This window comes from Brevibacterium otitidis (genome assembly GCF_042429315.1).
Lineage (GTDB): Bacteria > Actinomycetota > Actinomycetes > Actinomycetales > Brevibacteriaceae > Brevibacterium > Brevibacterium otitidis.
Window position 1 is genome coordinate 16,809 of record NZ_JBHMAU010000129.1, and the last position, 21,822, is coordinate 38,630.

Consider the following 21,822-nt stretch of genomic DNA (forward strand, 5'->3'; position numbering starts at 1 on the left):
CATGCCTCATCACCGCGGCCCCGGGCTGCCCGCAGCGGGTCTGCCGCTCACCGCTGCCCAGCGCGGCATCGCCGCAGCGTGCCTTGTCGACCCCTCCTCCAGCGACTACGTCGCCGGCGACATCCTGCGCATCAGCGCAGCCGGCGGCACCGCGCGCGAGGCGGACGGCACCTGTTCCGGTGCCTCCGGTCAGACTGCCGCAGCGATCGACCACGGCCAGCTCCACGCAGCCTGCGAGCGGGTGCTGCATGAGACTCCGTGGCTGAGCCTGCACCTGCACGGTGACGCGGCCACCGGCACGCTGCAGCCGGGCCGCCCGGCCGCGGTGATGAGGCATCCGCACGACAGCCTGCCCGGCTCCGACGAATCACAGCGCTGGGCCGCTGCCCTCAGGCTCGCCCGCACAGACGTCACCGCACCGCTGGATCCCAGCCGCGACAGGCTCACCACAGTGCGGGTGTTCGCGCTGTCCGACACCGAGGCGGCGGTCTCTCTGGCCGTCCATCATCTGCTCCTCGACGGCTACGGTGTCCACCTCGTCCTCCGGCGCATCCTGCGCACCTATCTGCATCTCACCGGGCAGGCCGCTGCTCCCCGCCCGTGGGCTGATCCTGCCGAAGCTGCCGCAGAGGAGCAGGCCTATGAGCGCTCAGCGGCCGCCGCAGCCGACCGCGCGTACTGGGCTGCTCGTCCGCCGCGTCCCGGGGCAGCCCATTCCTTCCGCCTGCCGCGCTCAGCCGGCGCACACCCGTCCGACGCTGCCGGCGGCCGCACATCCGAGCCGGTCCGCTGCCGACCCGATGTCGATCTCGACGCACTCGCCGACTCCCACAGCTGCTCACCCCTCGATCTCCTGCTGGCCGCACAGGCCGTTGTGCTCGCCCGCTGGTCCGGCAACCGCGACGTCGTCATCGGTGTTCCGCTCATGAACCGCCTCGGCAGCCCCGCCGCCCAGGCACCGACCTGCACTGTCAATGTGCTCCCGGCAGCCGTGCACATCAGCCCGGCTGCCACCCTCGCGTCTCTGCTGCAGGAGGTGGGCGCCCAGCTCCGGCAGCTGCGCGCCCACAGCCGATTCCGCTCTGCGGAGCTGCTCAGCCTCCACGGGCATCTGGCTGCCGGCACTCAGCCGACCGGCACCGAGCTCAATGTCAAGCTCTTCGGCCCGCTACCGCACAGCCCTGGCCTGCGAACCTCCATCACACCGTTGGCCGAAGGTCCGCTCGACGACGTCTCGATCGCGGTGCTGTTCGACGATGCCGGTCCAGTCCTGTCATTCACCGCACCGGCCGGCACCGCCGGCGAGGCGGTGGCCGCTCTGGCGGCGGAATTCACCCGCGTACTCGCATCCTTCGCGACCGCCGGCGACCGGCTGCTGGGAGCACTGGGGGCTGAGGCTGCGGAGGCGCCCGGGCCGGGCGCTGAGGCAGAGCAGACCCCGGCGGCAGAGCAGACCTCGACGGCAGTGCAGTCCGCTGTGACAGCGCAGACTACTGCGGCAGAGCGGTCCATTGCGGCTGCCAGCCGGGTCAGCCCGGTGCCGTTGCTGCACGACCGTCTTCGCACAGCCGCCCGGCAGCATCCGCAGCGGCCTGCGCTCATCCATGGAGACAGCAGCTGGACACATGCACAGCTCTACGCCGAAGTGCTCCAGCGGACCGCCGCCCTGGCCGTCCACACTGCTGCGGCACAGCCGCTCATCCTCGATCTGCCGCGCAGCCACGATGCTGTCGCCTGGTATCTCGCCGCCGCAGCTGCCGGACGGCCGGCAGCTCCCATCGACCACGCCTGGCCGGAGACACGCCGCCAGGAGCTCACCGCTGGCCTCACCGCAGCAGCGCAGACCGCCGGCACCCCACCACCAGTGCGGCTGACACCACAACTGGCGCAGGCCTGGCGCGAAGAAGTCCGATCGGCGTCCACCGCCTCGGGCGCGGTTGGAAGCCCCGCCACGTCGGAGACGCCCGCCGTCGCGGGATCTGCGGCCACCGCCTCGGGCACGGTCACCGGCACAGCATCTGCCGACCTCAACGGCTGGGAGGCGAGCGCCGCCGCCGAATGGAGCCGCGTGCGCCCCACAGCTCCGGCCTACATCATCCACACCTCCGGTTCGACCGGACGGCCGAAGCCGGTGCTCATCGGCCAGGCTGCGCTGGGACGGCACCTGCACACCGTCGGAACTGCGCTGTGGTCCTCCGGGCAGCGGCACACGGCAGCCCTGACGCTGCCGCTCATGTTCGACGGCTCCTGGGATCTGCTCTCGGCAGTCGTGTGGGGCCACACCGCAGTGCTCATCGACCATGACACCGCCCTTGATCCGCGTGCCTGCGTCGCCGCTGTGCAGACTCACCGTGCGACTGCTGTCGATACGACCCCGACGATGCTCGCTGCGCTGCTCGACGAGGGGCTGCTGGCCGACGGCCACAGCCTCACGCACATCAACGTCGGCGGTGAAGCCTGCCCGGCACCCGTGTGGGAGCGGATCGCAGCCGCGCGCACCATAGACGGCAGGCCGGTCCAGGCGACGAACTTCTACGGCCCCACCGAATCGACAGTCGATGCCACACGGCTGTGCTCGACAGACCTGCAGGACTGCGCGGCCGCTGACGCTGTGCGGCAGTCTGCCGGCTCACTCATCGGGCGCGGGGTCGAGGGCACGAGCACCTATGTTCTCGACGCATGGCTGCGCCCGGTGCCGCATGGTGTGCAGGGAGAGCTGTGGCTTGCCGGTGAGCAGCTGGCGCACGGCTATCTGGGGCTGCCCGGACTCAGTGCCGAACGGTTCGTCGCCGATCCCTTCGGGCCGGCGGGTTCGCGCATGTACCGCACCGGTGACCTCGTGCGAATGCTGCCTGGCGGGCATCTGCTCTACGACGGCCGGGCCGATGACCAGATCAAGGTGCGCGGCTACCGCATCGAGCCTCGCGAAGTGGAGGCCGGCCTCGAACGTCTGCCGGCGGTCCGGCAGGCGCTGGTCAGGCTGGTCGGCGCACAGCTCATCGCCTGGGTCCTCACCGATTCCCCGGAGCCCGAGGCCGCGCAGCTGCGCGAAGCCGCCGCAGCCATCCTGCCCGAGCACCTGCTGCCTGCTGCCGTGGTGCCGGTCACTGCCTTCCCGCGCACCGCAACCGGAAAGATCGATCCGGCCGGTCTGCCGGCACCGCAGGCAGCCGCCGTCGGGCGCCGGCCCGACGGCCCGGCCGAAACAGCTCTCGCCGCTGCATTCCGCACAGTGCTGCACACCGGCGAACTGGGCGCCGATGCTGACTTCTTCCGCCTCGGCGGGGATTCGATCACAGCGATCCGGCTCGTCGCAGCGCTCCGGGACGCGGGATTCACCACCTCGGTCTCGGAGGTCTTCGCCCAGCGCACACTCGCCCGCATCGCCGCGAACTGTGTGCCGGCCCGCGCAGCTGACGGCCCGCAGCCCGGATCACCCGGCAGCCTCCCGGCCGAATCCCCCGGCAGCCTCCCGGCCGAATCCCCTGGCAGCCTCCCGGTCGCTGACCCGGCGGCCGTTGACGCGGTCACCGCGCTGCTGAAGTCCCGTCTGCATCCCCCGAAAGGATCCCACCGCTCATGACCGCCCCGATCATCTGGCCGACGACTCCCCTGCAGCGCGGCCTGCTGAGCACCCCGGCCCCGTACGTCGGCCAGGCGCGCATCGCACTGTCAGCTCCCCTCGCCCCGGCCACGCTCGCACGCGCCGCTGCAGCGCTGCTGCGGCACTATCCGCAGCTGGGTGCCGGGTTCATCGTCGACGCCGATGTCGAGCCGACCCAGTTCATCACCGCCGTCGACCCGCGCATCCGGTCCACCTCCCTCGGTGAGGTGACCGCCGCCGAGGCGCAGGCCCAGGTCGCTGCGATCGCCGCAGCAGAGGCCGGTGAGGGCTTCGACCTGTCGGATCCGCCGCTGCTGCGCTGGCATCTCATCGCCGCCGGGTGTCGTTCGGTGCTGCTTCTCACTGCGCATCATGCGGTGCTCGACGCCTGGTCGATGCCGCTGCTGCTCAGTGAGTTCGCCCGCCTGGGATCCAGCACGCCGGGTCCAGCTCCGCAGACCTGCGACTACAGCGAGCATCTGGCACAGCTGCACCGCGCCGATCGCAGCGCTGCCGCCGCGTTCTGGGCAGATGAGCTCGCGCATCTGCCGGAGATGCCGCGCCCCCAGTGGCTCGGCAGCGAAAGCGCAGCTGGCGAGGGCGCAGGTGCCGCTCGGCTCAGCTGTGAGAGCACCTTCTCACCCGGCCGCACAGCCGCACTCGCCGCGCGCGCCCGCGACATGGGCACCACCCCTGCGGCCCTGCTCCGCGGCTGTGTGAGCCTGGCAGTCGACTGGCTGTCGGGCGCTGTCGGCACACCCATCGTCATACCCGTGCACGGTCGCGGCTCCGGGCTGGCCGGGGTGGAGAATACGCCGGGTCTGTTCACCGATTCTGTCCTGGCTGCGCACTGTGCGGCTCCTGGGCCGCTGGCCGAGGTGCTCAGCTCACTCGAAACCGCGTGGAATGCCGGTCTGCCCCACCACCACATCGGTCTGTCGGGGATTCTGCGCACGCTGGGGATCGCCGATCCCGCCGGGGTCCTCTACACCCATGAGACAGCCGGTGCACGTGCGCAGGCACAGCTGCGCGACGCCGACAGCGGTGACATCGAACTCACGCTCGTGGATGTCGTCGATGCCACTCACTATCCGGTGGAGGTCACGAGCGTGCTCTCTGCAGCCGCCTGCGATGCCGGCGAGGGATCCAGCGCTGGCGGTGAAGGACCCAGCGATGCCGGTGATGAGCCCAGCGATGCCGCCTCTGCGCTCAGCATCCGGGTCGAAGTCGCTTCCCATTGTGCCGCTGGAAGCGAAAGGCGCCTCCTCACCGCTGTCGAGACGCTGCTGAGCACACTGCTCGAGGATCCGCATCGGCCGCTCAGTTCGATCGACCTGCGCACCGACGAGGACCGGCGCATCCAGGCCAGCGCCCTCAGCGGCTGCACAGCCGAGCCCGGCGAGGCCGGATCAGCCCTCATCGGGCCCGGCCCGGCAGAGCGCGAGCCGCTCCCGCGCGGTTCTGCCGGATCCGGTCAGGCAGGCGCTGAGATCTCCGGTGCGCCGCCTGCGCCGTCTCTGCTGCCCGAGGCCTTCTTCGCTGCGTGCGCGGCCCATCCGGAGAAGCCAGCGCTCATCTCCGATGACCAGACCCTGACGTTCTCCGAGCTGGCAGCTCAAGTCACAGCCCGCCGTGCACAGCTGCAGACCGCTGTGCCGGTCCGCGCCGGCCGGCGCCGGCCGCTGTGTGCGCTGCAGCTGCCCCGCAGCGTCGAGGCGATCACCGCCCTGCTGGCGTCGCTCACCGCCGGATTCACCACCCTGGTCCTCGACCCGCAGACACCTGCGCGACGCCGCGAGGAGGTGCTCGACGAGCTTGCAGCCGACCTCCTGCTCGATCCCACCGGGCTGGTGCTGCGGGCGGCAGCGGACCCGAACAGCACAGCAGGCTCAGCTCCCGGCACACCCGCGGACCGGCCGGTGACCGGGACGGACACTGCGTTCGTGGTGCTGACCTCCGGGTCGACCGGCCGGCCCAAGCCGGTTGCGGTGCCGCATGACGCCATGGCTGCGCTGCTCGCCCACCATCGCCGGCAACTGTGGACTGAGGACGTCGAGGTCATCGCCCACACCAACGCGCTGCACTTCGACGCCCACTGGGATGCCCTGCTCGGCCTCTTCGAGGCACGCACTGTGCGCCTGCTCGATACGCAGACTCTGCTCGATCCTCATGCGCTGGCCGCACTGCTCAACCGTGAGCGCATCGACTACCTCGATCTCGGGCCGGCGCTGTGGGCCTCCCACCTCGCCGCCGGCCTGCTCACCACCCTCCCGGCTGTCTGCGTTGCCGGAGGTGAGGCCTTCCCTCCGCAGCTGTGGACCCAGATGCGGCAGCTGACCGGCTGTGACACGACAGCAGAGACGGCAGACTCAGCGGGCTCAGCCGCGGCAGCAGCCCCCGGCGACACTCCCCCACCAGCAGCCGCCGATGCGCCCCTGCCCGCCGCCGGCGCACATCTGTCCGCCGCCGGTGAGGCGCGGCCATCAGCGCCACGCGTGCTCAACGCCTACGGCCCCACTGAAAACACCGTCGATGCGTTCATCGCCGACGTGCGCGACAGCGCGCAGCCGCGCGTCGGCAGAGTCGTCGGCGGAACCACCGCGGCCGTGCTCGACCCCTGGCTGCGGCCGGTGGCCGTCGGCTGCGAAGGCGAACTGTATCTGGGCGGCACTCAGCTGGCCCACGGCTATCTCGGCAGACCGGCGCTCACGGCTGAACGGTTCACAGCAGCCCCCGGCGGGGCGCGGCTCTACCGCACCGGGGATCGGGCGTGGATCGACCCGGCTGGCAGCCTCGCGCTGCTGGGCCGGGCTGACGACCAGCTGTCGATCAACGGCTTCCGGATCGAGCCCGGGGAGATCACCGCCGCGCTCACCCGCCTGCCGGGCATCCGCCACGCGCATGCGGCTGCGGTTGACCATCCGAGCGGGGGGAGGCGACTGGTCGCCTGGGTGCAGCCGGAACCCCAGGAGCCGTTCTCCGATCCCGAGGCGGTGCGCCGGGGACTGCGCGAGCTGTTGCCGCCCCCGCTCATCCCCTCGGCAGTGCTGTCTGTTGATGCGTTCCCGCTCACCAGCAGCGCCAAAATCGATGTCCGGGCGCTGCCCCTGCCTGTCTGGGCGCGACCCGGCAACACGAATGCCGCTGATGCCGGCTCAGCCACCGCCTCGGCGGCGGCCGCTGTGTGCGAAGCGACCGCGCAGGTGATCGGGCGGGCCGATGCGCGCCTGTCTCTGCGTAGCCTGGGCGGGGATTCGATCTCCGCCATCCGGGTCAGTGCCTGGCTGCGGCGCAGCGGCTGGGCGCTCGAAGCTGGGGCTCTGCTCAGCGCCGACACACTCGCCGAGGCCGCTGCCGCAGCCGTCCCAGTCGTCAGCGATGCGCCCGACTCGACAGCTGACATCGCCCCTGCCGGCGGCGAGGTTCCTGCTGCCATCGAGATTCCTGCCGAACTGCGGGCAGTGCTTCCTGCCGGGGTGCAGGTGAGCGAGAAGCTGCCGCTGAGCGGAACCCTGACGGGAATGTTTGCGATGAGCATGCGGGCCGGTGCCGCAGACCCGTACCGCACCGCCACGCTGCTGCGGGTGGAGGCCGACACTGCTGACCAGCTCACCCAGCCGCGGGTGGAGGCGGCCTGGGATGCGGTGCTCGCCGCCCATCCTGCGCTGCGCAGCGTCATCGCGCAGGGCAGTGATGCGGTGCCGGCCGCCTTCACGACTGATCCCGGACGTATGGTCCATCACGTCATAGATGCGGCAGATGCTGCGACTGAGCCTGCCGATCTCGATGCGCTGCGCACCACAGCTGTCGAGCGGGCCATCAGCGAGCAGTCGCTGGCCGACGGCCACCTCATCTGTGCGGTGTGGCTGCGTCTGCCGCAGCGAAGCGCCGCTGATCCGGTGGCCGTCGAACTCGCCCTCGGAGTGCATCATCTGCTCGCTGACGGCTGGACGACACCGCTGCTGGCGGAGTCGTTTGAGAAGGCGCTGCGCGGTGAGCCGCTGCCGGTGGACACCGGCTGGGCGCAGTACCTGCGCTGGTGTGCAGCGCAGGATACCAGCGAGTGGGAGGCCGAATGGCGGGAGCTGTTCCGCGGGCCGGTCGTGCGCACCATCGTCATGCCCGCCGCCGGGACGGAGGCGTCGGGGCAGGCGAGCGCGACGGGCCAGGTAGGGGCATCTGAGCAGGAGGGCGCGTCTGAACAGCCAGGTGCGCCTGAAGAGGCGGGGATATCTGAACAGGCTCGTCGCCGAACCCGGGCGCGCGCAGTATGGCAGCCAGACGCCTGCTTCACCGCGGCCATGCAGACTGCCGCACAGCGCATGGACATCACGCAGGCAGCGGCGATCCAAGCCGCGTGGGCTCGCGCACTGTCAGAGACCACCGGCGCACAGCAGGTGGTGTTCGACCTGACCTCGGCAGGCCGCGATGTGCCTATCGACGGCATCGAACGGGCCGTCGGCGCTTTTCTCACCACCCGTCCGGTGCTCGCCGATGCGAGCATTCCCGCCGACCGGCTGTGCACGACGCTCATGCGTCAGACCGCACGCACCGAACGTGCCGCCCACCTCGGCTCCGGTGCTATTGCGGGACTGACCGGCACCGCTTCCGACTCACTCCTCGTCATCGAAGCAGCCCATGCCTCCATCGCCGGCCGCGCCCCAGGTCAGGAGTCTCAGGCGGGGCTGCCCCGGGTGGTCCCGGTGCGCGGTGCGGACGCCTCAGGCTACCCGGTGACCCTGACCCGATTCGAAAGCCCCGACGGGCCAGCCTTCGAACTCGAACTCGACGCTCCCGGTGCAGCAGCCGCGGCAGCCGAGGCGCTGCTCGCCCGGTTCGCCCGACAGCTGACAGCCGTGCTCGGTCTCCCCTCCGAGGCCGGAGACTCCGAGTTCTCCTCGACTCAGGAGTCACCGGCCGGCCTGGTCGCAGGTGACCTGGTCAGCGCTGAGCGGGTCGCGGCCGGCCCGAGCGCGGCCGACCCAGTCCCCGCCGATCGCGATGTCGACCCGTCCGGCACCACCGCGAGAGTTCAGCGCGAACACGTCGAACAGGCGCGCCGTGTGATGGCAGCAGCACTCGGTGCAAGTGCTGATGCCCTCGCAGCCGACGACGACTTCTTCGCCAGCGGCGGTGACTCGATCCTCGTGATGAGCGTCGTCGGTGCGCTCCGGCGTGCCGGCTGCACCGTCGAGATCTCCGACATCTTCGACGCCCGCACCCCAGCGGCGCTGGCAGCTCGGATCTCTTTCGGCACCCCGGCGACCGCAGCCGAGGCGGTGGCCGAAGCCGTGCAACCGGTGCCGTTGACACCGGCGCTGCGGTGGTATGCCGCCCATATCGGTGACAGCGCTGACCACTTCCTGCAGCTGCGGACGCTGCGCATCCCGGCCGATCTCACCGACAGCCAGCTGCGCCGCGCACTGCACACCCTCGTGTCCCGCCATGAGGCGCTGCGCCTCCGGCTGCGTGGAACGGAAGCCTGCGTCCTCCCCGCCGAAAGGCTCGAGGACGGACCGCTGTTCAGCACGGCCGTGGCTGCACCGGACGATGACCTGAGCGCACTGCGTGCCGCTGCCGCAGCCCTCGACCCGGCGGCCGGTCGGCTGCTGACCGCGGTGCGCACCCGGGCCGACCGCCTCGTCCTCATTGCCCACCATCTGGGCGTCGATGCGGTGTCCTGGCCGGTGCTCATCGCGGAGCTGCGCGCGGTCGCTCACGGCGAACAGCTGCCCCCAGCTGAGAGCTTCTGTGCTGCGGCGCTCGCACTTGATGCCGCCGCCGACCAACTGCGCCCTCAGGCCCACGGGGTTCGCGCCCTGTTCGACCGGATGCAGGCCGCCGACGGCGCACCTGCACCGGAAGCAAACGCGCCCCAACAGCTGAGTGCGGTCGGGGCAGCCCGGCAGCGCACCGTCCGGCTGAGCCGGGCAGCTACCGCAGCGCTGCTGCACCTGGCTGCAGCAGGCACCCCCGTCGATGTGCAGCTTGCCGCCGCCGTCGCGCGCACTGCCGACACCGGGCTGGTCGTCGAGTTCGAAGGCCATGGCCGCCCACTGGCCTCCACCGGGGATCCACGCGATCACATCGACTTCGCCTCGGTCGTCGGCTGGTTCACCCAGACCTGGCCGGTGCCGCTGCCGCCGGCTGCTCAGCTGAACCCGGCCGCGCATCTGCGCAGCTGCGCCTCCCGCTGCGCCACCCTCACAGCATTCGCCGATGCCCTCGCACTCACCGGTGCGGCCGAGGACATCCGTGCTGATCTGCTCGTCAACTTCCTCGGCAGGGAAGGCAGTGCAGACACCTCCCCTGCCGGCGAGGCCAGCGCGGACTGGACTATCGCCGACGGTGCCGCCGACTGCGAGGACGCCCTCGGTTCGGGCCGGTCGCTGCCGGCCTCCCATCCGTGGGAGCTCAACGCCGGGCTGGACGGTGAGCAGCTGGTGCTGCGCTGGCAGTGCGCGGACCCTGCGCTCGATGATGCCGCCGTCGACGCACGGATCGCAGCAGTCGCCGCCGCCCTCGAGGACAGCGCGAACCCCGGCATCTGCGCAGGCCACGGCCCTGACCCAGGCCGCACCGTGGGCGACCCGACCTGCGACGGCGACCCAGACCTCGGCTTCGGCAACCCGGTGCTCGACCTCGTCGGCGCCACCGCGCCCCAGCTGGCACGCCTGCAAGCTGAAGGCGTCGACGGCCTGTGGCCGCTGACTGCCGCGCAGACCGGCATTGCCTTGGAGAGTCTGGGCGATGAGCACGGCCGCTATCTGGCCCGCACCGATCTCGAGCTCACCGGCCCGATCGACATCGCCGCCCTTCAGCGCGCCGCCACCGCGGTGGCAGCCGGCGAACCGGCGCTGCGGATGCGCCTGACCCAGCTGGGCAACCGGCACGTCCTCGCCTCCCTCGCCCAGGCGACTCCGGACTTCCGTGTCTTCACCTCCCATGCCGCCGCCGAGGCGTGGCTCGCCGAGCCGTTCGACGTCACCTCCGATCCGCTCACCCGGTGGGCCTTCGTCCACGGCAGTGCCGGCACCCCGCACCGGCTTGCCCTGCTCGACCACCACCTTGTCCTCGACGGGTGGTCAGTGCCGCTCCTCGTCGATGCACTCTTCACCTGCTACCGCGCCGAGCTGGAGTCCGCACCTCACGGGCGCGAACGCGCAGGCGGGCCCCAGCACCACCGGCCCACTAGTCGCAGCTCATCCACTGACCGCAACAGAGGCACTGGCCGCAGCGCTCTGAGCGCACATCCGCTGACCCGCCACATCCTCATCAGGCAGGCACGTGGGCAGAACCACCACGAGCTGCAGCGGTGGGACGCAGCGCTGCCGCGCCGTGCAGGTGCTCTCATCTCCGCCGTCGATTCAGCACATGCCACGCTCAGCGCACCGCTTCCGGCCTGCATCGCCTCGGCGGCGCGACGCCTTCAGCTTTCGCAGGCCGAAGCGGTGACGGCAGCATGGACAGCGCTGCTGGCCGCTGTGGCCGATGCAGATGAGGTCATCACCGGCATGGTCGTCTCCGGGCGGTCCCACACTGACGCTGAGACCATCGGCATGCTGCTGCAGACGGTGCCGGTCGGAGCGTGCTTCGGTGGGCAGAACCTCGGCTCGACGCTGACCGGCCTGACGGCTGCGACGCGCTTGGCGCTGACCACTCCGGAGGCTCCGCTGACGGAACTGGCCCGCCGGCGGTCGGCGCCCACCCTGTTCGACACGCTCATCGTGGTCGAGAACTATCCCACCCCGCACCGCACACAGGTGGCACCCGGAGTGCAGCTCGGTGCCGTCGACGGCTCTGACGACACCCACTATCCGCTTGCACTCACCGTCGAGTTCGACACCGACGACCCGCGCGACCAGGCTGACCGGGCCGGTGTGCTGCGGCTGGACTATCCGAGTGAGCTCATCGACGCGCAGACAGCTGAGTCCCTGCTCGCCGGCGTCAGTGCTGCGCTGCAGTTCCTGCACACAGCACCCGCCGAGGCGCCGAGCGGCGAGCTCATCGCCGCCGTCCGTGCCGTCCTCGCCCCCACCGCGAGGGCACTCACGGCCACCGCTTCGGGAACGGGGCCAGCCTCGGGACCAGACCCAGCCACCGCCTCGGGACCGGCGGGTTCACAGACCTCCGCCGATGCCTTCGCCGCCGTTACCGAGGCACTGACCGATGCGCTCGGGCGCCGGCCCGAGCCTGAGGACGACTTCTTCTCCCTCGGCGGGGATTCGCTCACCGCGATGGCCGTCATCACCGCGCTCCGGGCCGCGGGGTGGAAGCTCACCGCTGCCCAGGTGTTCACCCACCCGACGCCCCGGGCGATGGCTTCGGCCGCCGCGCCGCTGGAGACCCCGGAACCGTCCCGCGAAGCCAGCCCAGCCGTCCCGGACGCCGCCCTTGACGCGGCTGGACACGATGCGCTCGCGGCGCTGCTCGCCAAGATCGAGATCCCATGACCCGATACTCCCTGACCCGACGACCTGGGCCCCGAACCTGGGTGCCCCGAACCCGAGTACCCCGCCCCGACAGCTCTGACTGTGAAAGGAACCGATGACTTCCACCGTGACGCCTGATGTGCGCGTATGGCCGCTGGCCCCGCTGCAGGAGGGACTGCTGTTCCATGCCCTCGGCGACGACTCCGCTCTCGACGTCTACTCGATGCAGTCGACCTACCTCTTCTGCCCGGCCCCCAGCCCCGCTCAGACGTCCGCGGCCTGTGCCGCGCTGCTGCGTCGGCATGAGGTGCTGCGTGCCGGGTTCACCACCGCGGTCGGCGAGCGGCCGGTCCAGTTCATCGCCCCCGAGGTGCCGGTTCCGCTCACCGTTGAAGACCTCACCGCCCTGCCCGCCGCCGAGGCGGAGGCCGGGTTGGAGCGAATCCAGCGCCGGGAGCGCGAAACCCGTTTCGTCATGGACCGTCCACCGCTCATCCGATTCGTCGATGTGCGGCTGCCAGCACTCAACGGCCAGGCGCGGTCGGCGCTGGTCGTGACCAATCACCACATTCTGTTCGACGGCTGGTCGGATGCGCTCATCGTGACCGAGCTGCTCGCCCATCTGGCCGCCGGCGGCAGCGATGACACGCTGCCGGAACCGCCGTCCTTCGGCAGCTACCTCGCCTGGCTGGCAGCCCAGGATGAGGCGGCGGGTCTGCGCCGCTGGGCGGATGCGCTCGACGGTCTCGATGCCGGCACGTTCGTCGCCGAGGCGCAGACCGGTCAGACCGTGCTGCCTGCCGTCGTCGAATGCGATCTCGGTGCCGAACTGACTGCCGGCATCGAGGCTTTCGCCCGCAGCTGCGCGGTGTCGGTGTCGACGGTGTTCTCGACCGTGTGGGGTTTGGTGCTGCGCGGGCTCACCGGCCGTGACGACGTGGTGTTCGGTACGACGGTCTCGGGGCGGCCCGCTGAGCTTGCCGGAGCCGAGGCGATGGTCGGGTTGTTTCTCAACACCGTTCCGCAGCGGGTCACCGTCCACCCGCATGAGACCGTCGCCGAACTCATGGCCGCCTCCCACCGTGCGCAGACGGCGGTGCTCGATGCCCACCATGTGGGTCTGAGTGCGATCCAGCGGGCGGCAGCGCTCGGCCCGCTGTTCGACACGCTCTACGTCATGCGCAACACCCCGCAGGATGACGACGGGCTCACCGAGCTCTCGACTGCCACCGGTCTGACGGAGCTCGAAGGCGGGGATGCGACGCACTATCCGCTCACCTTCATCGTCCATCCCGGTGAGTCGACCCAGCTGATCCTGTCCTACCGGGAGGACACCGTCAGCGATCAGCAGGCGAGCACGATCCTCGAGGCCGCCCGTCGGCTGTTGGAGCAGCTGACCGCTGACCCGCAGGGACAGGTGGGCATGCTGCGGCTGTGGCCTGAGGCCGCGCATCAACGTTGGCTGGCCCGCACCCGCTGCGGGGGCAGTGACGGTGCTCAGGCTGGGGGCGGCGCTGTCCAGGCTGGAGGCGCCTCGCTGTGCGAGCTGCTCGAGCACACCGCCAGGGCGCACGGAGCCCGCACCGCCCTCATCTGCGGGGAGGAGACGCTGAGCTATGAGCAGCTGTGGTCGAGCATCGCCGCGACTGCCGGTGAGCTCCGGCAGGCCGGAGTCCAGCCGGGTGATCTCGTCGGCGTCGATGTGCCCCGCGGCATCAGCGCGGTCGTCGGGATCTTCGCGGTGCTCGCCGCTGGAGCCGCCTATGTTCCAGTCGACCAGGCGCACCCGCCTGCCCACCGCAGCAGCATCTTCGCCCGCAGCGGTGTGACGGCTGTGCTCGCAGGCGGTGCTGCTGCCCCGACGGATGTGCCGGCGCTGCCGGTCGTCCTCCCTGACGGCTGTTCGTCCTCAGCGCAGGCGTCGTCCGCCCGGCAGCTGCATCCGGGATATCAGCACTCCGATCTCGCCTATGTCATCCACACAAGCGGTTCGACAGGTGAGCCGAAGGGGGTGCGGATCGACCATGCCGGTCTTGTCAACATGCTGCACAATCACCGCGCGAAGATCTTCGCGCCTGCCGGCGCTGACCGGCAGCACCCGTTCACGGTCGCCCACGCGGTGAGCTTCGCCTTCGATATGTCCTGGGAGGAGCTGCTGTGGCTCATCGACGGGCACACGGTCCTCATCTGTGATGACGAGACCCGGCATGATCCGCAGCAGATGGTGAGCATGCTCAACACCGCGCAGGTCGATGTCATCAACGTGACGCCGTCGCTGGGTGAGGCGCTCGTCGAGGCGGGCCTGCTGGCCGACCATCGCCCGCGCCTCGTGCTTCTCGGCGGGGAGGCGGTGACGAGCGGGCTGTGGGCGCGGCTGCGGGACACCCCCGGGGTGCTCGGCTACAACCTCTACGGTCCCACTGAGTACACGATCAACACGCTCGGCGGCGGCACCGATGATGCCGCCGAACCGACCGTCGGCTCTCCGATCGCGGCGACCGATGTCTTCGTCCTCGACTCCTCCCTCGAACCGGTGCCCGATGATGTGCCCGGGGAGCTGTGGGTCACCGGGGTCGGTCTGGCTGAGGGCTACCACCGGCAGCCGGCGCTCACCGCCGAACGGTTCACCGCCTGCCCGTTCGGGGCGCCCGGTCAGCGCATGTACCGCACCGGCGACATTGTCAGCCGCGGTGCTGACGGGCAACTGCGATTCCACGGCCGAGGCGATGGTCAGGTCAAGATCCGCGGTCACCGGGTCGAACCGGGAGAGGTGCAGGCCGCCCTCGCGCGGTCTGCGCTCGTGCGCACCTGCGCGGTGCTTCCGGTGCGCACCCCGGCAGGCTCCCACGCACTTGTCGCCTATGTCGTGCCCACCGGAGCCGGCCACGGTGCCGAGGGCCTGGCGGATGCAGAAGGTCTGGCGAGCGCCGAAGACCGGCCGGATGCAGAGGGTCCGGCCGATGCCGAGGATCCGAGCGGTGCGGAGCTCGGGGAGCGGCTGCGCCGCGAACTGCGGGCCCGGCTGCCGGAGCATCTGGTGCCGGCTGCGGTGATGACGCTGCCGCAGCTGCCGCTGACGGTGAACTCGAAGCTCGACGTCGCCGCTCTGCCACAACCGGATTTCGCTCAGCCGGAGTACACACCGCCGCGCACCGAACTCGAAGAGCAGATCTGCGAGGTCTTCGCCACCGCACTCGGCATCGGCGAATGTGGTGCCGAACATGACCTGTTCGCCCTCGGCGGGCATTCGCTGACTGCCATGCGGGCCGCCACGCTGCTGTCTGCTCGTCTCGACAGGCGCGTGTCGGTCGCCGCTGTCATCGCCGCGCCGACCCCGCGCGGGCTGGCGCAGCGGCTCGGCACCGCGGCCGATGCACATGCGGTGATGCTGGCGTTGGGCGGTGATGCTGCCACCGGTCACGATGCTGCCGGTGACGTGGCGGAGCCGGTGCTGTTCATCCACGGGGCGCTCGGCCTCGGCTGGTCGTTCAGCACTCTGGCCGCCCATCTGCCGGCAGGTCAGCGGGCGTGGGCGGTGCAGTCACCTGGCCTGGCCGGTTGGCCAGCAGGGCGTCCGACGGATCCGCAGGGGCTGGTGGAGATGCTCGTCGATGCCATCATCGCCGAACTCCTCGCCGCCGGTGGGACTGCGCCGCTGCGCGGGGTCCGGCTGATCGGCTGGTCGTTCGGCGCTCACCTCACCGGCCATCTCGAGGCGGCTCTTTCCGCGCACGGGATCACGGTCAGCTCGGCAGTGCTGCTCGACCCCGGCCCGCCCAGCGGCCAGGCCGGTGACGAACCTGACCGTGCGGCTGCCGATCCCAATCCACCCAGCGGCCAGGCCGTCGACGCGCCTGACCGTGCAACTGCCGATCCTGAGCAGGAGGCTTTGGCATTCGTGCTCCGAGCATCCGGCACGGAGGCTCCGGCCTGGCTGCAGCCGCCGTACGACCGTGAGGACGTCCTTGCCCATCTCGCGACCTCAGCCGGGGTGTTCTCCCACTTCACCGCCGCTGAATTCGACGCCATGCTCGACTGCTGGACGGTCAACAGCCGGCTGCTCTGCGAGCTGCCGGCGCTCGTGCCGCGTGCCGACACCACCCTGGTGTCGGCGGCTCTCGACAGCACGCCTGACCGCCTGTCTGCTGTCGAACAGGCCTGGCAGCAGCTGGCCGCGGCAGCCGGCACCCGGTTGCGGACGCTGCGGATGGACATCGACCACGAATCGTTCACCACTCCGTCGAATGCTGAGCAGCTCATGACGCTGCTGAACGACCCCGACACGTGAGAATCCCGGTGTCCGCACCCGCACCACGCAGCACCGTGACCCCTGACAGAACCACTGAAAGAGGAGCTTATGAATCCCTTCGATGACGACTCCGGCACCTTCCTCGTCCTCACCAACGCGGCCGGCCAGCACAGTCTGTGGCCGACGTTCGCGGCGGTGCCCGACGGCTGGACTCCCGTCTACGGTCCCACCGACCGCCATGACGCGCTCGTCTGGACTGATGAGCACTGGCCTGACATCACTCCGCGCACCCCGCAGGCATGATGAGCTTCTTCCTCCGCTGGGGGATCGACGTCACTCTGCTGCGCAGCAATCGGATCTTCCGGGCGCTGTTCATCGGCCGAATGCTCACGGTGTTCGGCCTGTCCATGCTGGTCGTCACCGTCAATGTGCAGATCTATGCGCTGACCGGTTCATCACTGCACATCGCCTTGGTCAACTCTGTGCTCGGAGTCTGCTCGGTGGCCGGGTCGTTCATCGGCGGGTCGATCGCCGACCGGGTGGACAGGCGCATCGTCATCCTCGTCACCCGTGGGCTGGCGGTCTTCGGATTCGCAGCCCTGGCGCTCAACGCGATGCTGCCGGAGGCCTCCCTTGCAGCCATCTACGTCATCACCGCTTTCGATGCGGCGATCGGCTCGGCCGGGGCGGCTGCCTTCGGGGCGGCGATTCCTGCGGTGGTGCGGGCTGAGGAGCTGCCGGCCACCGGAGCGATCATGGCACTGAGCATCGACCTCGGGGCGGCAGCGGCTCCGGCACTGGCCGGTGTGCTCATCGCCCGCTTCGATCCGGCGCTCGTGCTGTGGATCGTCGTCGGCCTCGGGATCGTGTCGTGGCTGACGATCTGCCGGATCCCCGCACTGTCGCCCGAACCAGCAGACGAGCCCGCCCCGCCCACACCAGCCGGCTCCGGCGCAGCGGTACCGGCCGCGTCGCCGCTGACGGACGCTCAGCAGCCGGACGCCTCACCGGCAGGCAGCACCGCACCGATGATCGGCTGGCTGCGCGGGCAACTGCGGCAGCTGCGCACTCACACCGCTGAGGCGTGGGCATTCTCCCGCCGTGACCGCGTCGTCGGCACGGTGCTGCTCATCGGTTTCATCCAGATCCTGTTCGCCTCGCCGTTCGTCCTCATTCCCGAATTCGTCGCCACCGCACTCGGCGGCGGCAGCGCTGAGGTCGGTCTGCTCTACAGCGCCCCAGCCTGCGGTGCGCTGCTGGCAGGGCTGAGCAGCGGGTGGATCGCCCGGCGGTCCCGCCTGTCGGTCATCGTCGTTGTCGTCTTCACCGCCTCGGCGCTCGGAGTCGCGGCGTTCGGTCAGAGCACATCGCTGTGGCCGGCGTTCGCCTTCCTCGCCGTCGTCGGCGCCGGCGATGTCATCGGGGAGATCCTGCGCTTCACGATCATCAGCTCCCGCACCCCCGACCGGCTGCGCGGGCGCATCACCGGTCTGTGGCAGGCGCAGGCCACCGTCGGCGATACCCTCGGCGGTCCCCTGCTGTCGCTGGCAGCCCGCGTCCTCGGCGCCGGGGCTGCGATCAGCATCGGCGGTGTCATCGCCGCTGTCCTCACATGCGCACTGCTGACCCGGTCTGCGGTGCGCGGACACGTCCATTCGAATCGAGAGAAAGAACACGCATGACCACCGAATCGCACCCGGAGAACCCCCAGCTGACCACCGGTCTTGTGCCGCGCGAACCGCGCGGCTGGTGCACCACCAACCCGGAACCTGCCGAGGAGGACGAGCTGACCGCCGGCTACTCCTTCGACCTGCGGCCGCGCACCCTCACCGTCGTCGCCCGCGCCGAGCTCTCCGCCACGCTCGCACGGATCCGCTTCACCGCCGATGACGGGTTCGCCGGCTTCCCGGCAGTGGCACCGGAGGACCACTTCAAGCTGTTCTTCGACACCGCCGAGGACGGTTCACCGGTGCTGCCGACCCTGACCGAGGGACGCTGGTCACCGCGCGGACTGACGTACCGTGACTACACGGTCCGCTGGTTCGACGCCGAGGCGGGTCTGCTCGACGTCGATTTCGTCCTCCACGATCACGGTGTCGCCGGCCGCTGGGCTGCCAGCGCCGCCCCCGGTGACCGGCTCGGTGCGCTCGGACCGCGCGGGGCGTTCCTCATCAAGGACGTCTACCCGTGGTATGTCCTCGCCGCGGATGAGACCGCTCTGCCGGCGCTGGCCCGCTGGGTGGAGGGGCTACGCGACGGGGTGCCGGTGTGCGCCTACATCGAAGTCGACGGCCCGCAGTCGCATATCGCCCTGCCGACGCGCGCTGACCTCACCACCGTCTGGTGCCACCGCAACGGAGCTCCTGCCGGCAGCACCGAGCTGCTGAGCGAAGCGATCATCGCCCACGACTATCCCGACCGTGAGGGATTCGTGTGGGTGGCCGGTGAGGCCCTGTCGATCCGCGCGGCGCGGCGCTTCGTCAAGGAAGCCGGCTTCTCCCGCGACCACTGGGACGTCGACGGCTACTGGCGCCGCGGCACTGTCAACCACGACCACCACACAGAACCGGCCGACGGCTGAGCCGGCACCATGGACGAACCGATGACACGCGTGCTCATCTCGCTGCCCGGCACCGGGCCTGCCGCCGCCCCGGCACTCATGTGCTTCCCACCGGCCGGTGCGGGCGCTTCGTTCTGCCGGTCCCTCACGGCCCGGCTGCCCGGGCCGGAGGGCGGGCAGCTGTTCTCCGCGGTGTGGGCCGTGCAGTATCCGGGACGCGAATCCCGCCAGCGCGAACCGCACACGTTCACCTGCTCTGAGCGCTCCGGTGAGGCCGCCGCCGCCATCCGGGCGCAGCTGAGCGGCAGTGCCGGTGTGGTGCTGCTTGGGCACAGTTTCGGCGCGCACGTCGCCTTCGACACGGCGCACCAGCTGACAACGGAAGGATTCCCGGTGGCCGGGCTCATCCTCTCCGGGTGTGCCGCGCAGGTTCCCGCGCCGGGTCACCGCCTGCATCCGGACCCGCACACCTCCACCGCCGAGGCGCTGCTCACCTGGGTGCGTGAGCTCGGCGGCCTGCCCGCCGCGCTCCTCGCATGCGACGAGCTCCTCGCTCTCACCGAAGCTGCGCTGCGCGCCGACCTCATCGCCGCCGAAGCTCCCGCAGCCCCGGCCGCAGCCGTGCTCGATGTGCCGCTGCTGCTGCTCAGCGCAGACGATGACCCGCTGGTCCCGCCGGCGGCGATGGACTACTGGGCAGCGCGCACACGCGCCGGCGTGACGCGGGCAAGTCTGCACGGCGGTCATCATGGGCTGCTGCGCGATGTCAGCTGGCAGCACACCGCAGCTGCCTGGCTCGACCGGCTCCCCACCGGTGACGGCGCGGTGTCTGCCGGAACGAGGCGGCCATGACGGCTCCGTCCTGCATCCCAGCCGGCACCTCGGGAACCGGCACCGCCGCCCCAGCCGCCGCCTCTGCCCCGGCGGCTCTCCGCCGCCGGCGTCTTCGCCTGACGCTCATCACGGCCACGGCCGCCGTGTGCGTCCTGCTCGCCGCGGCAGCCAGTGTGGCCTTCGGCTCGCAGCCGCTGCCGCTCAACCAGGTCCTCACAGTGCTGCGCGAACCCGCCGCTGCCGGACCTGACGCCGCCGCCGTCGTGTGGGGGCTGAGGATCCCGCGCACCATCGTCGGACTCATCGCCGGCGCCGCACTCGGTCTCGCAGGCGCGCTCGCCCAGGTGCACACCCGCAATCCCCTCGCCGACCCCGGGCTGCTCGGCGTCACCTCGGGAGCGGGGTTCGCGGTCATCGCCGGGATGGCGTTCTTCGGCCTCGACGCGCCGCTGCAGTACGTGTGGTGCGCCCTCGTCGGTGCCGTGCTCAGTGGGGCGCTCGTCCTGCTCATCGCCGGACGGATCCGCGCCTTCGGCCCGATCACGACGATCGTGCTGACCGGGGCGATCACGAGTGCACTGCTCGGGGCGGCATCGACGGCGATCGTGCTGACCCATGAGGAGATCATGCGCTCCTTCCAGGGCTGGTCGACCGGCGCGCTGGTCAACCGGCAGCTCGATCTGCTGCCGGCGGTTGCCCCGCTGCTGGCCGCAGGGATCGTGCTGACTCTTGTGAATCTGCCGGCCTGGCCGGGCCTGGCGCTCGGCGATGAGCTGGCAGCCGGGCTCGGCCGCAATGTCGCGGCCGACCGGACCATCGGCATCAGCGCGATCGTCGTGCTGGCTGCCGCGGCAACGGCGATCACCGGGCCGCTGGCATTCATCGGGCTGCTGAGCCCCCATGCCGCCCGGCGTCTGGTGCCCGATGCGCCGATCGCCGCGGTGCTGCTGACCGCGCCGGTCGGGGCGATCCTCCTGCTGACCGCCGACGTGCTGGGCCGGGTGGCCGTCGCCCACGGCGAGCTGCCGGTTGGGGTGGCGATCGCGCTCATCGGCGCGCCGGTCTTCGTCGTCATCGCCCGGGCGGTGACCCGATGACCCCGGGCAGCCGCGAGGGCATCCGCGCCCGAGGCGGGCTCACCCGGCGTGTCCTCGTCGCCTGTGTGTTCGGCTGCGTCGGCATCGTGTTCGCGCTGCTGTCGCTGTCGACCGGGGACGTCGATGTGCCGATTCCCGAGGTGGTGCGCGCCGTCCTCGGCCTCGACGCCGGTGCCGGCAGTTTCGTCGTCACGCAGCTGCGGGCGCCGCGGGTCATCGGGGCGATCATCGTCGGGGTGGGGCTCGGGGCTGCTGGGGCGATCACCCAGTCGCTGCTGCGCAATCCGCTCGCCAGCCCCGACATCATCGGCGTCACTGCCGGCGCCAGCACCGCTGCTGTCCTCGCTTTGGCCAGTTCGAGTGCGCTGCTGAGCGTCCAATCCTGGATCGCCGGCCTGCCGGTCCCCTTGGCCGCGCTCGCTGGCGGACTCATCGCCGGCAGCCTCGTCCTCGCGCTGGCGTGGCGGCGCGGCCTGGCACCACACCGGGCGGTGCTCGTCGGCCTGGGGGTCAACGCCGGTTTCGGAGCGGCAACCTCATGGGTGCTGCTGCACGCCGACCTGCCCGGACTGGCCTCCAGCCTCACGTGGCTGACCGGTAGCCTGAATCAGGTGCGCACCGAGATCTTCGCCTCGGTCGCGCTCATAATCGCGATCATCCTCGTGCTGCTCGTGCTGCTCGGCCGCACACTCGCGCTGCTGCGCTATGACGTGCGGATCGCCGGCGGGCTGGGCATTCATGTGCCGCGCGGTCAGCTCATGCTGCTCATCGCAGCGATCGGCTTAGCCGCGGTCGTCACGGCGGTCGCCGGGCCTGTGCCCTTCGTCGCCTTCGCCGCCCCACAGATCGCGCTCGCGGCGACGCGCACCGAAGGTCCGCCGGTGGCCGGCGGGGCGCTGGTGGGCGCGGTCATGATGCTCACCGCCGACTTCGCTGCCGTGCGTCTGTTCTCCTCAGCACTGCCAGTGGGTGTCATCACCTCGTTCATCGGCATCCCGGTGCTGCTGTGGCTGCTGCTGCGCACCCAGCGGCCGAAGGGGCGCTGA

General features: G+C 70.8%; 9 protein-coding genes. All 9 read left to right on the forward strand.

Going from position 1 to position 21,822, the window contains the following annotated elements:
• The first annotated feature begins 1 nt into the window (after position 1).
• The 9 genes from ACFFN1_RS15205 to ACFFN1_RS15245 all read left to right on the forward strand — a co-directional run bounded on the left by ACFFN1_RS15205 (position 2) and on the right by ACFFN1_RS15245 (position 21,822).
• Entirely contained in the window at positions 2-3,583 is a 3,582-nt protein-coding gene (locus ACFFN1_RS15205) for an AMP-binding protein (protein ID WP_376841704.1), read from the forward strand.
• Positions 3,580-12,057: a condensation domain-containing protein gene (locus ACFFN1_RS15210; protein WP_376841705.1), complete on the forward strand. Its 8,478-nt coding sequence runs from the start codon at positions 3,580-3,582 to the stop codon at positions 12,055-12,057. The genes ACFFN1_RS15205 and ACFFN1_RS15210 overlap by 4 nt, the downstream gene beginning before the upstream one ends.
• Positions 12,058-12,151: 94 nt before the next feature.
• Entirely contained in the window at positions 12,152-16,324 is a 4,173-nt protein-coding gene (locus ACFFN1_RS15215; RefSeq protein ID WP_376841706.1) for a non-ribosomal peptide synthetase, read from the forward strand.
• Positions 16,325-16,393: 69 nt separating this feature from the next.
• The gene (locus ACFFN1_RS15220) at positions 16,394-16,588 is read left to right on the forward strand and encodes an MbtH family protein (RefSeq protein ID WP_376841707.1); all 195 of its coding nucleotides are present in this window, start codon (positions 16,394-16,396) and stop codon (positions 16,586-16,588) included.
• Positions 16,585-17,967: an MFS transporter gene (locus tag ACFFN1_RS15225; RefSeq protein ID WP_376841709.1), complete on the forward strand. Its 1,383-nt coding sequence runs from the start codon at positions 16,585-16,587 to the stop codon at positions 17,965-17,967. Before ACFFN1_RS15220 ends, ACFFN1_RS15225 begins: the two co-directional genes overlap by 4 nt.
• Positions 17,964-18,866, forward strand: a complete 903-nt coding sequence (locus ACFFN1_RS15230; protein WP_376841710.1) for a siderophore-interacting protein — start codon at positions 17,964-17,966, stop codon at positions 18,864-18,866. Before ACFFN1_RS15225 ends, ACFFN1_RS15230 begins: the two co-directional genes overlap by 4 nt.
• A gap of 21 nt (positions 18,867-18,887) precedes the next feature.
• A complete protein-coding gene (locus tag ACFFN1_RS15235; protein WP_376841711.1) occupies positions 18,888-19,697 on the forward strand; it encodes a thioesterase II family protein in 810 nt (269 codons plus the stop codon).
• Positions 19,694-20,776, forward strand: a complete 1,083-nt coding sequence (locus tag ACFFN1_RS15240; RefSeq protein ID WP_376841712.1) for a FecCD family ABC transporter permease — start codon at positions 19,694-19,696, stop codon at positions 20,774-20,776. Before ACFFN1_RS15235 ends, ACFFN1_RS15240 begins: the two co-directional genes overlap by 4 nt.
• Complete coding sequence (locus ACFFN1_RS15245; protein WP_376841713.1) at positions 20,773-21,822, forward strand: FecCD family ABC transporter permease; 1,050 nt, start codon at positions 20,773-20,775, stop codon at positions 21,820-21,822. The genes ACFFN1_RS15240 and ACFFN1_RS15245 overlap by 4 nt, the downstream gene beginning before the upstream one ends.

Coding starts and splice junctions, on each gene's coding strand:
- ACFFN1_RS15215 (WP_376841706.1), top strand. CDS start 12,152: ATGACTTCCACCGTGACGCCTGATGTGCGCGTATGGCCGCTGGCCCCG.
- ACFFN1_RS15235 (WP_376841711.1), top strand. CDS start 18,888: ATGACACGCGTGCTCATCTCGCTGCCCGGCACCGGGCCTGCCGCCGCC.
- ACFFN1_RS15210 (WP_376841705.1), top strand. CDS start 3,580: ATGACCGCCCCGATCATCTGGCCGACGACTCCCCTGCAGCGCGGCCTG.
- ACFFN1_RS15230 (WP_376841710.1), top strand. CDS start 17,964: ATGACCACCGAATCGCACCCGGAGAACCCCCAGCTGACCACCGGTCTT.
- ACFFN1_RS15225 (WP_376841709.1), top strand. CDS start 16,585: ATGATGAGCTTCTTCCTCCGCTGGGGGATCGACGTCACTCTGCTGCGC.
- ACFFN1_RS15245 (WP_376841713.1), top strand. CDS start 20,773: ATGACCCCGGGCAGCCGCGAGGGCATCCGCGCCCGAGGCGGGCTCACC.
- ACFFN1_RS15220 (WP_376841707.1), top strand. CDS start 16,394: ATGAATCCCTTCGATGACGACTCCGGCACCTTCCTCGTCCTCACCAAC.
- ACFFN1_RS15205 (WP_376841704.1), top strand. CDS start 2: ATGCCTCATCACCGCGGCCCCGGGCTGCCCGCAGCGGGTCTGCCGCTC.
- ACFFN1_RS15240 (WP_376841712.1), top strand. CDS start 19,694: ATGACGGCTCCGTCCTGCATCCCAGCCGGCACCTCGGGAACCGGCACC.